The organism is Nitrospirillum amazonense (genome assembly GCF_007828045.1).
Classification (GTDB): Bacteria; Pseudomonadota; Alphaproteobacteria; order Azospirillales; family Azospirillaceae; genus Nitrospirillum; species Nitrospirillum amazonense_C.
On the sequence record NZ_VITN01000032.1, the window covers coordinates 1 to 12,400 of the forward strand.

Genomic DNA, 12,400 nt, shown 5'->3' on the forward strand with positions numbered 1-12,400 from the left:
AGAACTCAGGGATCGCTTCGCCGTCGCGCCGTTCGTTGTCGCCCGCCGCGTCGGTGAACGGGGTTATAGTGACCCCAACCACCCCCTGTCTATAGCTTTTTTCATCCACCCCTCACTTTTTTCGAAACGCGGCGTAGCCGCTATCCGGAAACCAGCCCGGAGCCCGCAGGCCGCCGGAAAAAAGGGGCCTTAGGCCAAGCCCAGCTGCCGCAGCTCCGCCAATATGTGGGGCGGCAGGTCCTGCGCGCCCCCGCCGGCCTGGTCCAGGTCGGGCGGCGCATCCTCCGGCTTCAGATAACGCCAGCCCTGGAAGGGGCGCTTGGGCTGGGGCACGGTTTCCACCAGTTCGGTATCCAGCAGCATGCGGCAGACCTCATCCCCCTCGGGCGAGCGCATGAGGTCGAAACCGACGAAACGGGCGCGGCAGCACAGGATGCCCTTCACCACCCAATAGAGGGAACCGCCGTCCAACAGTTCCGCCGTGCGTGTGGGCATGCGGCGGGTATAGGTGGGCACCACCCGATGGCCGTGCCAGTCCATCTGGTTGCGGTTGCGCCAGTCGCGCATGTCGGCAAGGTCGGGGGCGCCCACGGCAAGGCGCAGCATATGAAGGAGCATGGTCTCAACAGGGCCGGTGTCTATCGGGTGGTTGAGACTACGAGCTTAAGCCTGGGGGTCAAGGCGCCCCGTCACAGGGGCGGTCCTCAAGCGGATCATGAGTGGGGGAGTTACGCCCGGCACTCAAGGCACCAACTACGCCCCGGCCGAGGCATTCATGGCGCGGCACTTGGCCTCGAAACCGTCGGAGATGAAGTCCGGCCGCTTGAACATGCCCTTCAGCCACGCAGCCAGCAGGCACAGTTCCTCCAGTTTCAGCACCTCATCCAGGGTGCCCTGGGGGAAGCGGATGGCGAAGCTGTCGGCGACAATGTCCAGCACCTCTTCCACCTGCTCGATGCTGAGGCCGCAGTCGGTCTCCAGCACGGCGGTGCGGGTCAGGATTTTCTCGTCGACGCCGTAGTCGTCGCGGATCAGCTTCACGATCCAACGGAATAGGTGCATCCAGTTGGTGACGCCCTCGATCGACCGGCTCACGGCATCCCGCCCCTCAAGTTTCAGGCCCCGCGCTGGGGTGGTCACCCCGCCCTTACGCGGCTTTCAGGTCCCCACCCCTATCAGAGAAGCGTTAAGACTTTTTTGACGCCGGCACCAGTGATGTTTCTTGGCGGCCAATGGCGGGGCCACGTGCCGCCATCCTGGGGGGCTCCGAGTTCAGCGGTCGGGCGGCCGGCGGCTGCTGGAGTAGCTGAAGATGGCGTTGAATCCGAACAACAACAGCAGCATGCCGACGATGACCTCGGCCGCCACGACCAGGCGGATGAAGCTGCCTACCGGCACGATGTCGCCGTAGCCCACGGTCGACAGGGTCACGACGGAGAAATAAAGGCTCTCCGCGAATCCGATCTTCTGCGGCGCGCCGCCGATCATGAACTGGCTGACGGGGGAGAAGCGGTCCACCACCGTGTAGAGGGCGGCGAAGACGATCACCAGCAGGGAGTAGAAGGTGAAGAAGGCGAAGGCCGGCTCCGCCAGGCCGGCCACCTGCTCGAAAAACTCCTCGAACAGCAGGCCCGTCTCCAACAGCAGCACCACCACGTCGTAGCTGACCAGCAGCACGATGAAGGCGATGAAGCCCATGGCGGCGAAGAAGGCGTCGCGCACCACGGGCTCGGGCGTCTCGGGGGTCAGCAAGAAGGTGGCCGCCCCCACCAGGCCCAGCGGCACCACCCAACCGAAGGCGCGACCGAAGCGGCGCAGGTCGCGCCGCCTGGTGTTGCCGTCCGGCCGCGCCTGGACGATGGCGCGAATGCCCTCGCGGCGAATCACCACGCCGGCCAGGAAAGCGGCCAATGGCAGGACGAAGCCCAGCCCCAGCAGGCCCGGCGGCAACCGTGAGAAGTGCGCCTCGACGAAGAACTCGAAGATGATGGCGTAGATGCCGACGAAGTTGGCCAAGCCGATGGTAAAGAAGCGGCTGCCGGGGAACAGCAGGTGGCAGGCGCCCACCACCACGACCACCGCCCCCAACAGCGCCAGCATCAGGCCCGGATCCGCCCCCTGGATGGTGAGCGAGATCAAGGCCAGCAGGCCCACCGTCAGGACGATGGGCGTCACCAGGGTGCGCTTGCGCCGCCGCCGGGACGGAACGGACCGGGGGGTGGTCGCGTTCATCACCAGCCGCCCTGCGCCAGCCAGCGTTCCACCTGCACCAGGCGGTCCGCCCCCCAGAACCCCTCCCCATCCACGAAGATGAAGGGGGAACCGAAGACGCCCCGGGCCATGGCGGCATCGGTGGCGACGCGCAGCGCGTCCTTCACCGCCGGTTCCTGCATGCCCGCCTTGAGGCTATCCGCATCCATGCCGATGCCGGTGGCGACATCCGCCACCGCGTCCATCCCGGAAATGTCCCGCCCCTCCTGCCAGTGGGCGCGGTACAGCGCCTTCGCCAAGCTTCGCGCCAGGCCGACATCCCGGGTGGCCGTCCAGTAATAGGCGCGGGAGGACGCCACGGCATTGATCGGCATCACCTGCGGCCACACCAGCGGCAGGCCGTAATAGCGGGCGGAGCGCATCACGTCATGCCGCAGGTAATCCCCCTGCAAGGGACGCAGCACCGTGGCGGTGACGCCCGTGCTCTTGAACACCGCCCCCAGCAGGATGGGATGCCAGGCCACGGCGCGGCCATGGCGGGCCGCCAGTTCATCGATCGCCATGGCGGCGAAATAGCCATAAGGCGAGGCGAAGTCGAAATAGAAGTCCAAGGGCCGCGCTGCCGTCACAGGTCCCCTCCCCACAATGTTATTCGGGCGGCCGCACCCCTCGGCACGGCCGCCCGCCAGTATGCCCACTCGCCGGACCAGGTCCAGCGTCGATGGGGGTCAGTTGAGGCGCTCGATGGCCACGGCCGTGGCTTCGCCACCGCCGATGCACAGGCTGGCCACGCCCCGGGTCTGGCCGTAGCGCTGCAGTGCGGCCAGCAAGGTCACCAGGATGCGGGCGCCTGAAGCACCGATGGGGTGGCCCAGGGCGCAGGCGCCGCCATGGACGTTGACCTTGTCATGGGGAATGTCGAATTCCCGCATCGCCGCCATGGGCACCACGGCGAAAGCCTCGTTGATCTCGAACAGATCGACATCGCGGGCCGACCAGCCGGTCTTGGCGAACAGGGTCTCGATGGCGCCAATGGGGGCGGTGGTGAACCAGTTGGGCGCGCGGGCGTGGCTGGCATGGCCGACGATGCGGGCCAACGGCTTCAAGCCGCGCTTCTCCGCCACGCTGGCACGGGTCAGCACCAGGGCGGCGGCACCGTCGCTGATGCTGGCGCTGCTGGCCGCCGTCACCGTGCCGTCCTTGCGGAACGGAGTCTTGAGGGTGGGGATCTTTTCCGGCTTGCCCTTCAGCGGCTGCTCATCCCGGCTGATGACGACGTCCCCGGCCTTGCCCTTCACGGTGACGCCCACCGTCTCGCCGTCGAACCAGCCGCCTTCCACCGCGGCCTTGGCCCGGCGCAGGCTCTCGATGGCATAGGCGTCCTGCATCTCACGGGTGAACTGGTAATGGGCGGCCGTGTCCTCGGCGAAGGTGCCCATGGCGCGGCCCCGGTCGTAGGCGTCCTCCAGTCCATCCAGCGCCATGTGGTCGTAGATGGTGGCGTGGCCGTAGCGATAGCCGCCACGGGCGCGGTCCAGCAGGTAGGGCGCGTTGGACATGCTTTCCATGCCGCCGGCCAGCGCGATGTCGACGCTACCCGCCACCAGCAGGTCGTGGGCGACCATGGCCGCCTTCATGCCGCTGCCGCACATCTTGTTCAGGGTGCTGCAGGGCACCGACTGCGGCAGGCCCGCGGCCAGCGCCGCCTGGCGGCCGGGCGCCTGGCCCTGGCCGGCCTGCAGCACGCAGCCCATCACCACCTCATCGATGGCGTCGGGCGAAAGGCCCGCGCGCTCCACCGCCGCCTTCACGGCAGCAGCACCCAGCTGGGCGGCCGGCAGGCTGGACAGGTCGCCCATCATGCCGCCCATGGCGGTGCGGGCGGCGCTGACGATAACAATCGGATCACTCGACATGGTTCATCTCTCCCGTTTGATTATGTGCGGAGCCCAAGGCGCCCTCCACTTGAAGGCGCCAGGCACGGCGAACGAAATCCAGGCCCTCCGGCTCACCCAACAGGCGGCAGGTCATGGTCTGGGCGAAGGCGATACCCACCATCTGGAACGCGAACAGGGTGCAATCGAGACCGGGGCGGAAATGCCCCGCCGCAATCGCCATGGCGGCCCCCTGCCGGATGAAGGCGCGCAAGCGGCGCTGGGCCCCCGCGATCTCATCCCGCAACAGGCCCGGCCGGTCATCCAATTCCAGGCTGGCCGCCTGGATGGGGCAGCCGCCCGGAAAGGGGGGTGACCGGTTCCACGTCCACCAGCCCTCAGCGAAGGCCTCCAGCCGCGGCAGGCCGCGCGGCAGGCCCAACACGGGACGGATGACATGGGCGGTGAAGCAGGCCTGGGCCTCCTGCAACACCGCCACCTGCAGCTGTTCCTTGGACCCGAAGTGGGCGAACAGCCCGCTTTTCGACAGGCCGGTACGCTCCGCCAACAGGCCGATGGTGAGACCTGACAGTCCATCCGTGCTCATGAGGCTCAAGGCCTCACCCAGGATGGCGGCGCGCGTGCGGACACCTTTGCTCATGGGCGAAAAATAAACGAACGATCGTGCTATTGTCAAGGCAGGGACCCTGCGCCAAAAAAGCGAAGACCCGCCCCGGATCGCTCCGGGACGGGTCTTCACCGCCGTCAGCCATAGGGCGCCCCGAAGGGCCAGGATCAAGCGTCCTCGCCCACCTCATGCATCTGGGCATCGACCACGGCCAGGGCCGACATGTTGACGATGCCGCGCACGGTGACCGAGGGGGTGAGGATGTGCACCGGCTGGGCGGCGCCCAGCAGCACCGGGCCCACCGGCTGCCCCTCGCCCAGCGTCTTCAGCAGGTTGAAGGCGATGTTGGCGGCATCGCGGCTGGGCATGATCAGCAGGTTGGCCATGCCCTTCAGGCGGCTGTTGGGGAACACCCGGTTGCGGATGTCTTCGGAAATGGCGCTGTCGGCATGCATCTCGCCCTCGACCTCCAGCGTCGGGCACTGCTGCTCGATCTTGGCCAGGGCGGCGCGCATGGTCAGGGCCGAGGCATCGCCGTGGCTGCCGAAGTTGGAGTGCGACAGCAGGGCCACCTTGGGCACCACGCCGAAGCGCCGCACCTCTTCCGCCGCCAGGGCCGTCATGGCGGCGATCTGGTCGGCCGTGGGGTCCGGCGTCACATAGGCGTCGGCCAGGAAGAAGGTGCCCTTGGGCAGGATCAGCACCGACAGGGCGGCGGGAATGGTGGTGCCCGGCTTCAGCCCGATGACGTCCAGCACATGCTTCAGGTGCCAGTCATAGAGGCCGACCGTGCCGCCGATCATGGCGTCGGCGTCGCCCTTGCGCACCATCATCAGGCCGATGACGGTGGTGTTGTTGCGCACCACCTGGCGGGCGCGGTCCGGGCTGACGCCCCGGCGTTCCATGATGGCGTGGTAGCTCTGCCAGTAGTCGGCGTAGCGCGGGTCGTTCTGCGGATCGACCAGTTCGACATCGCGGTCCAGCTGGATGCGCAGGCCCAGCTTCTCGATACGGCGCGCCACCACCTCGCGCCGGCCGATGAGGATGGGCTTGGCCAGGCCGTCGTCCACCACGAACTGCACGGCGCGCAGCACCCGCTCCTCCTCGCCCTCGCAATAGACCAGGCGCTTGGGCGCCTGCTTGGCGCGGGAGAACACCGGCTTCATCAGCAGGCCGGAGCGGAAGACGAACTGCGACAGCCGCTCGCGGTAGGCGTCGAAATCGGTGATGGGTCGGGTGGCCACGCCGCTGTCCATGGCCGCCTTGGCCACCGCCGGCGCGATCTCCAGGATCAGGCGCGGGTCGAAGGGCTTGGGGATGATGTTGTCGGGGCCGAAGCCGGCCTGCTGGTCGCCGTAGGCGGCGGCCACCACGTCGTGCTGTTCCGCCATGGCCAGGCGGGCGATGGCCTCCACCGCGGCGATCTTCATCGCCTCGTTGATCTGGGTGGCGCCCACGTCCAGGGCCCCCCGGAAAATGAAGGGGAAGCAGAGGACGTTGTTGACCTGGTTGGGGTAGTCGGACCGCCCGGTGGCGATGATGGCGTCAGGCTGCGCCTCGCGCGCCTCTTCCGGCATGATTTCCGGGGTGGGGTTGGCCAGCGCCAGGATGACCGGCTGCCCCGCCATCTTGGCCACCATGGGCTTGGTCAGCACGCGCGGGGCGGACAGGCCCAGGAAGATGTCCGCGCCATCGATGATGTCGTCCAGGGTGCGGGCGTTGGTCTTTTTGGCGTAGCGGGCCTTGCGCGGGTCCATCAGTTCGGTGCGGCCGTCATAGACCACGCCCTTGATGTCGCTGACCCAGATGTTGTCCACGGGCATGCCCATATCGACCAGCAGGTCCAGGCAGGCCAGGGCGGCGGCGCCGGCGCCGCTGGCCACCAGCTTGACCTCGTCGATCTTGCGGCCGCGCAGCTTCAGCGCGTTGGTGATGGCGGCGGCGACGATGATGGCGGTGCCGTGCTGGTCGTCATGGAAGACCGGGATCTTCATGCGCTCGCGCAGCTTGCTTTCCACGTAGAAGCATTCCGGCGCCTTGATGTCTTCAAGGTTGATGCCACCGAACGTCGGCTCCAGCGCGGCGATGACCTCGACCAGCTTGTCGGGATCCTTCTGGTCGATCTCGATGTCGAAGACGTCGATGCCGGCGAACTTCTTGAACAGGACGCCCTTGCCCTCCATCACCGGCTTGGCGGCCAGCGGACCGATGTCGCCCAGGCCCAGCACGGCGGTGCCGTTGGTGATGACGGCCACCAGGTTGCCGCGCGAGGTCATCTGGCTGGCCTCGGCCGGATCGGCCACGATGGCCTCGCAGGCGAAGGCCACGCCGGGCGAATAGGCCAGGGCCAGGTCGCGCTGTGTCGCCAAGGGCTTGGTCGGCGTGACGGCGATCTTACCCGGCGTCGGCAGCCGGTGATAGTCAAGGGCGGCTTCGCGAAACTCGTCGGACATGGGGCCGGTCTCTTCTGCGGGGGACTGGGTCGCGAGCGGCGTCACGGGGCGCCGATGCTGCCACAGGCGTCGTAAACCGTTCGGTCTGCTTCCTGCTTAAGGCGGGGGGGCCGGCGTTGTCCAGAGGCCATGGGCACTATGGAGCCATTCGACACCGGCGCGCCCGTCTGCCATGCGCGATATCGGCCCATAAACGATGCCCAGAAGCGACCGCCCGGAGAAGCGACCGCCCGAGAACGCGAAAGGCCGACCCCAGGGGGCCGGCCTTTCAGGTGATGGTGCGGTCAAGAAGACTCGAACTTCCACGGGTTGCCCCACAGCGACCTCAACGCTGCGCGTCTACCAATTCCGCCATGACCGCATCATGTCAGAACCTCGTCGGCAAGGGCTTGCCAACGGGTGAACGGGGGAATAGCAAATCGCCGATCCCATAGCAAGCCCTCGTGTGGCCCCATCGGGATCGGGACACACTATATAAGGGTGTGTCCCTGAAAAGACCCCGGCGCCGCACCCGCCGGAACCGCCTTAGCACGACAGGTAAGCAACGCGATGTCCCTGCCCCTGACCGAAACCGACGCCCTTCCGCCTTCCCCGCCTTTGGCCGGCCCGGAATGGCGCATCAGCGACCAGCCGGTAGCCTATCCCGAGGCGGTGGCCGCCATGGAGGAGCGGGTGGCCGCCATCCGTGCCGGCACGGCGCCCGAACTGGTGTGGCTGCTGGAACACCCGCCGCTGTACACCGCCGGCACCAGCGCCAAGGCGGAGGATCTGCTGGACCATGGCCGCTTCCCCGTATTCCAGACCGGGCGCGGCGGGCAATACACCTATCACGGCCCCGGCCAGCGGGTGGCCTATGTCATGCTGGACCTGATGAAGCGCGGGCCCGACGTGCACCGCTACGTCACCAACCTGGAGGAATGGATCATCCGCACCCTGGCCCTGTTCAACATCAAGGGCGAGCGTCGCTGCGGTCGGGTGGGCATCTGGGTGGACAAGCAACCCTATGGCGGCCTGCCGGGCCAGGAGGACAAGATCGGCGCCATCGGCGTGCGGGTGCGACGCGGGGTCACCTTCCACGGCATCTCGCTGAACGTGGATCCCGACCTCGGCCACTTCGGCGGCATCGTGCCCTGCGGCATCACCCAGTTCGGCGTCACCTCCATGCATGCCCTGGGGTACCTGGTCAGCCTGCACGAGGTGGACGCGGCGATGCGCGACAGTTGGTACGGCGTATTTGAAACGCCGGACGCCACCCCCACCGAAATGTGTGCCCGGTAAAGGGGTACCCGTTCGACAGCTAAACCTGCGATAGTTGGACCCCAATCCGGAAGCCACGCATAATTGAGGCAGCGTGGCAACGGCGGGGGGCGCCATGGAAACCGCGATCACGTCTCGGCCTGTCGCGACGGCCAATCGGCACACCTTCTATGTGGCCATGGCCGCCGTCTTCCTGGCCATCGCCTTCGGCGGGTTCACGCCGACCTATTGGCGGCCGGTGTTCAGCGGCACCTTCCACCGGCCGGCCATCGTCCATATCCACGGCTTCGTCCTGTTTTCCTGGTGCCTGTTCTATTTCGCGCAGACGCTGCTGGCGGCCTGGGGCCGGACACCCGACCACCGCAGTTGGGGCCTGGCCGGCATCGCCCTGTTCAGCGTGATGATCTGCACCATCCTGGCCAGCCAGGTCGCCGTGCTGAACCTGTACACGCAACTGGGATATGGCGACGCGGCCAAGCGCTTCGCCGCCGTCTCGCTGACGGCGCTGCCCCTGTTCATCGCCGTCTTCGTGCTGGCCATCGTCATGGTCCGCCGGCCGGAAGTGCACAAGCGGCTCATGGTTCTGCTCATGGCCCTGCTGATGCAGCCGGCCATCGCCCGCGTTTTCGTGGCCCTGCTGGCCCCGCCCGCCGGAGCGGCGGCGGAGGGCCCGCCCCCGCCGCCGTTCGTGGCGATCCCTCCCGGCCTGGTCGCCGATCTGCTGCTGGTCGTGGCCCTGGTCCATGACTGGCGGACGCGCGGACGGCCCCATCCCGTCTATGCCTATGGCTTGCCGCTGGCCATCCTGAACCAGGTGGCCATGGTACCCATCGCCGGCAGCGCCACCTGGATGACCCTCATGGACGGTTACACGAAGCTGTTCGGATAGGTGCCGCCCGAGGGGCCCGGGGGATAGTCCTGGATCAGTTCCTGGCCTTCAGCAGGTCGCGGATTTCCTCCAGCAGCACCTCCTGCCGGGGCGGGGCGGAAACCGCCTTGGTGCGGAAGCGGTTGACCTGCTTGACCAGCAGGAACACAGCGCCGGCGACGATGAAGAAGCGGATGACGACGTTGATGAAGACGCCATAGTTGACGGTGGCGGCACCCGCGTCCTGCGCCGCCTTCAGGTTGGCGTAGTGCTCCCCGTTCAAGGCCAGGAAATAGCTGGAGAAGTCGATGCCGCCCATGAGATAGCCGATGGGGGGCATGATCAGGTCATTGACCAGCGAATTGACGATGCCGGTGAAGGCGGCGCCAACGATGATGCCGACGGCCAGATCGATGACGCTGCCCCGGCTGATGAACGACTTGAATTCTTCCCACATCCTCGCGTCCCCTTTATTCGAGCGGTCCCGGCTGCGCGGGCCGCTTCATGGGTTGGTGAACGCAGTATGCAGGCAGCGGGCCGCCAGGGTCACTACCCACAGGATGTAGGCGCCCCCGCGAAAGCCCCATCAAGGAAAGGGCCGGTCCCGTCGCCGGGCCGGCCCCTGCCATGAAGCGATGTCCCTTGCCCTCAGGCCCCGCCCTCAGGGCAGGACGTACAGGCCGCGCTGGCCTTCCATGGGCTTGAACCTGTCGGTGATGCCCAAGACGGTCTCGGCGCCGCCCAGGTACAGCACGCCGTCGGACGGCATCTGCTTGGCGATGGCCTCCAGCACCTTGGTCTTGGTCGGCTGGTCGAAGTAGATCAGCACGTTGCGGCAGAACACCACGTCGAACTGGCCCAGCGGCGACAGGTCGGTCAGCAGATTGTATTCCCGGAAGGTGGCCATCTGCCGGATCTGCGGCGACAGCTGCCATTTGTCGCCGGTCTGCTTGAAATACTTCACCAGCATGGTGATGGGCAGGCCGCGCTGCACCTCGAACTGGGTGTAGATGCCGGCACGCGACTTCTCCACCATCTCCGACGACAGGTCGGTGCCCACGATCTCGATGCGCCAGCCGTTGAGACGCACGGAGTCCTCCGACAGCATCATGGCCAGCGAATAGGCCTCCTGCCCGCTGGAGCAGGCGGCCGACCAGATGCGGATGGACTTCTTGGCGGCCCGGCTTTCCAGCAGGACCGGCAGGACCACCTGCTTGAACTGGTCGAAGGGCTTCTGGTCGCGGAAGAACGACGACTCATTGGTCGTCATCGCCTCCGTGATGTCCTTCAGCAGGTTTTCGTCCTTGCGGGCGCGAACCGTGGCCGCCAGCTCATCCAGCGTTTTCAGGTTCCACTTCCGCGCTACGGGCATGAGGCGCGATTCCAGCAGGTAGGCCTTGTCCTTGGTCAGGACCAAGCCCGAACGCTGCTTCAGCATCGTGCAGAACATGTCGAAGTCTTCGACCTTCATGCCGCCGTCCTCAGTGCGATCTTGCGGATAAACGGACCGATCTCCTTCAAGGGCAGGATGGAACTGCACAAACCCGCCGTTGCCACGGCGCCTGGCATGCCCCACACCACGCTGCTGGCCTCGTCCTGGCCAACAACCATACCCCCGGCCTGGACCACCTGGTCGCAGCCGCCGCGACCGTCATGCCCCATGCCGGTGAGGATGACCGCCAACACCTTACGCCCATAAATCTTAACAATACTGCGCAACATGGGATCGACCGCCGGCCGGCAGAAATTTTCCGGCGGGTCCTTGGTCAGTTGCGCGGTGGTCACGCCGTTGCGCGACGCCAGCAGGAAGTGGTTGTCGCCCGGCGCCACATAGGCACGGCCGCCGACGATGGGCTCCCCATCCTTGGCCTCCGCACACTCGATCCCGCACTGGCGGGTGATGTGCTCGGCCAGGATGGTGGTGAAGGTCGCCGGCATATGCTGGGTGATGACAATGGGCTGGTGCAGGCCGCCACGGAAATTGGCCATCACCTCGAACAGGGCCTGTGGCCCGCCGGTGGAGCTGCCGATGGCGATGATGTCCGGCCGGATGTCGGGCGCCGGGCGCAGCACCACCGGACCGTGGTCCAGCAGGCGGCTGCGGACGGGTGACGGTGCCGCGGTACCGGCGGGCGCCGCCGCCGGCGCGGCACCGGGAACGGGCGCCACGACAGGGCGCGGGGCCAGCGGTCGTGAGGGCGTGCCCTTGGACGGATCGGCCCGGCGGGCGGCCTCGCCCAGCGCCTGGACCTTGCTGACCAGTTCCGCCTTGAAGCTTTCCGCGCCCGTCAGCTCCCGCGTCGAGGACGGCTTGGTGACATAGTCGGAGGCGCCGGCGCGCAGGGCCCGCAGTGAGATGTCGGCGTTCTTGGCAGTCAGGGTCGAGGCCATGATGACCTTGACCGCCGGATCGGCGGCGATCAGCTGCGGCAGCGCCGTCAGCCCATCCATCACCGGCATCTCGATGTCCAGGACAATGACGTCCAGGGTCTGGCGCTGCAGGGTGTTGATGGCCATCTGGCCGTTGGCCACGGAAGCGACGACACGGATGGTGCCGTCACCCTCCAGGGTACGCGTCAGCAAGCCACGGATGACCGCCGAATCGTCCACGACCATGACCCGGTACGGCTCGGTCGTGGAGGCCACCGAAGACGCGGCCTGAGGTCGTCCGGGGATATCGTTCATGATCTTATGGTTCCCGGGCGTCAGAGAAGCCCGACCTGCTGGAACTTGGTTTGGATGATCTCGCTGTCGAAGGGCTTCATGATGTACTCGTTGGCCCCCGCCGACAGCGCCTCCTGGATGTGGGCCAGATCGTTCTCGGTGGTGCAAAACACCACCTTGGGCGTCTGGCCCCCCGACATCTTGCGCAGACGCCGCAGGAACTCGATGCCGGTCATGACCGGCATGTTCCAGTCCAACAGGATGGCGTCCGGCATGGACGCCGCACACGCTTCCATCGCCTGCTTGCCATCCTCGGCTTCTGAACAGGTGAAGTTCAGCTCTTCCAGGATCTTGCGCGCGACCTTGCGGACCACGCGGCTGTCATCGACGACCAGGCAGGACTTCATGCAAAGGACCTCGGTTGCTAAGCGCTCGAAAGCACCGG

The 12,400-nt window shown here is 66.8% G+C and carries 13 protein-coding genes and 1 tRNA gene; 2 read left to right on the forward strand and 12 right to left on the reverse strand.

What is annotated here, in order from left to right; all coding sequences use genetic code 11:
* Positions 1-189: 189 nt before the first annotated feature.
* The 8 genes from FBZ89_RS28120 to FBZ89_RS28155 form a co-directional block, all read right to left on the reverse strand.
* On the reverse strand, positions 190-606 hold the full coding sequence (locus FBZ89_RS28120) for a DUF1489 family protein (RefSeq protein ID WP_246172818.1): 417 nt from the start codon (positions 604-606) through the stop codon (positions 190-192).
* 147 nt (positions 607-753) lie between these two features.
* Entirely contained in the window at positions 754-1,095 is a 342-nt protein-coding gene (locus FBZ89_RS28125; protein ID WP_145754180.1) for an acyl carrier protein, read from the reverse strand.
* Between the two features lie 177 nt (positions 1,096-1,272).
* Positions 1,273-2,232: an ion channel gene (locus tag FBZ89_RS28130; protein ID WP_145754181.1), complete on the reverse strand. Its 960-nt coding sequence runs from the start codon at positions 2,230-2,232 to the stop codon at positions 1,273-1,275.
* Positions 2,232-2,840 carry a 2-hydroxychromene-2-carboxylate isomerase gene (locus tag FBZ89_RS28135; RefSeq protein ID WP_145754182.1) on the reverse strand — a complete coding sequence of 203 codons (609 nt, stop codon included), beginning with the start codon at positions 2,838-2,840 and terminating at the stop codon, positions 2,232-2,234. The genes FBZ89_RS28130 and FBZ89_RS28135 overlap by 1 nt, the downstream gene beginning before the upstream one ends.
* Positions 2,841-2,939: 99 nt before the next feature.
* The gene (locus tag FBZ89_RS28140; protein WP_145754183.1) at positions 2,940-4,127 is read right to left on the reverse strand and encodes an acetyl-CoA C-acyltransferase; all 1,188 of its coding nucleotides are present in this window, start codon (positions 4,125-4,127) and stop codon (positions 2,940-2,942) included.
* Positions 4,117-4,746, reverse strand: coding sequence for a TetR/AcrR family transcriptional regulator (locus FBZ89_RS28145; protein ID WP_145754184.1), 630 nt, complete (start codon positions 4,744-4,746; stop codon positions 4,117-4,119). Before FBZ89_RS28145 ends, FBZ89_RS28140 begins: the two co-directional genes overlap by 11 nt.
* A gap of 134 nt (positions 4,747-4,880) precedes the next feature.
* Positions 4,881-7,166 carry an NADP-dependent malic enzyme gene (locus tag FBZ89_RS28150; RefSeq protein ID WP_145754185.1) on the reverse strand — a complete coding sequence of 762 codons (2,286 nt, stop codon included), beginning with the start codon at positions 7,164-7,166 and terminating at the stop codon, positions 4,881-4,883.
* Positions 7,167-7,442: 276 nt separating this feature from the next.
* Positions 7,443-7,527 (reverse strand) — tRNA-Leu (locus tag FBZ89_RS28155).
* Positions 7,528-7,715: 188 nt separating this feature from the next.
* On the opposite strand from FBZ89_RS28155, the gene lipB reads away from it, so the two are divergent.
* Both lipB and FBZ89_RS28165 read left to right on the forward strand, forming a co-directional pair.
* Positions 7,716-8,444 carry a lipoyl(octanoyl) transferase LipB gene (gene lipB, locus FBZ89_RS28160; RefSeq protein WP_145754186.1) on the forward strand — a complete coding sequence of 243 codons (729 nt, stop codon included), beginning with the start codon at positions 7,716-7,718 and terminating at the stop codon, positions 8,442-8,444.
* 94 nt (positions 8,445-8,538) lie between these two features.
* Positions 8,539-9,312 (forward strand): hypothetical protein, encoded by a 774-nt coding sequence (locus tag FBZ89_RS28165; protein WP_145754187.1) that lies wholly within the window; start codon positions 8,539-8,541, stop codon positions 9,310-9,312.
* A gap of 34 nt (positions 9,313-9,346) precedes the next feature.
* On the opposite strand, the gene mscL is transcribed toward FBZ89_RS28165, so the two are convergent.
* The 4 genes from mscL to FBZ89_RS28185 all read right to left on the reverse strand — a co-directional run bounded on the left by mscL (position 9,347) and on the right by FBZ89_RS28185 (position 12,362).
* The gene (mscL, locus tag FBZ89_RS28170; protein ID WP_004272454.1) at positions 9,347-9,748 is read right to left on the reverse strand and encodes a large conductance mechanosensitive channel protein MscL; all 402 of its coding nucleotides are present in this window, start codon (positions 9,746-9,748) and stop codon (positions 9,347-9,349) included.
* 204 nt (positions 9,749-9,952) lie between these two features.
* On the reverse strand, positions 9,953-10,762 hold the full coding sequence (locus tag FBZ89_RS28175) for a CheR family methyltransferase (protein ID WP_145754188.1): 810 nt from the start codon (positions 10,760-10,762) through the stop codon (positions 9,953-9,955).
* A complete protein-coding gene (locus FBZ89_RS28180; RefSeq protein ID WP_145754189.1) occupies positions 10,759-11,976 on the reverse strand; it encodes a protein-glutamate methylesterase/protein-glutamine glutaminase in 1,218 nt (405 codons plus the stop codon). The genes FBZ89_RS28175 and FBZ89_RS28180 overlap by 4 nt, the downstream gene beginning before the upstream one ends.
* A gap of 20 nt (positions 11,977-11,996) precedes the next feature.
* Positions 11,997-12,362, reverse strand: a complete 366-nt coding sequence (locus FBZ89_RS28185) for a response regulator (protein ID WP_004272883.1) — start codon at positions 12,360-12,362, stop codon at positions 11,997-11,999.
* Positions 12,363-12,400: the final 38 nt, after the last annotated feature.

Coding starts and splice junctions, on each gene's coding strand:
- FBZ89_RS28130 (WP_145754181.1), bottom strand. CDS start 2,232: ATGAACGCGACCACCCCCCGGTCCGTTCCGTCCCGGCGGCGGCGCAAG.
- FBZ89_RS28165 (WP_145754187.1), top strand. CDS start 8,539: ATGGAAACCGCGATCACGTCTCGGCCTGTCGCGACGGCCAATCGGCAC.
- FBZ89_RS28145 (WP_145754184.1), bottom strand. CDS start 4,746: ATGAGCAAAGGTGTCCGCACGCGCGCCGCCATCCTGGGTGAGGCCTTG.
- FBZ89_RS28185 (WP_004272883.1), bottom strand. CDS start 12,362: ATGAAGTCCTGCCTGGTCGTCGATGACAGCCGCGTGGTCCGCAAGGTC.
- mscL (WP_004272454.1), bottom strand. CDS start 9,748: ATGTGGGAAGAATTCAAGTCGTTCATCAGCCGGGGCAGCGTCATCGAT.
- FBZ89_RS28120 (WP_246172818.1), bottom strand. CDS start 606: ATGCTGCGCCTTGCCGTGGGCGCCCCCGACCTTGCCGACATGCGCGAC.
- lipB (WP_145754186.1), top strand. CDS start 7,716: ATGTCCCTGCCCCTGACCGAAACCGACGCCCTTCCGCCTTCCCCGCCT.
- FBZ89_RS28150 (WP_145754185.1), bottom strand. CDS start 7,166: ATGTCCGACGAGTTTCGCGAAGCCGCCCTTGACTATCACCGGCTGCCG.
- FBZ89_RS28140 (WP_145754183.1), bottom strand. CDS start 4,127: ATGTCGAGTGATCCGATTGTTATCGTCAGCGCCGCCCGCACCGCCATG.
- FBZ89_RS28175 (WP_145754188.1), bottom strand. CDS start 10,762: ATGAAGGTCGAAGACTTCGACATGTTCTGCACGATGCTGAAGCAGCGT.
- FBZ89_RS28180 (WP_145754189.1), bottom strand. CDS start 11,976: ATGAACGATATCCCCGGACGACCTCAGGCCGCGTCTTCGGTGGCCTCC.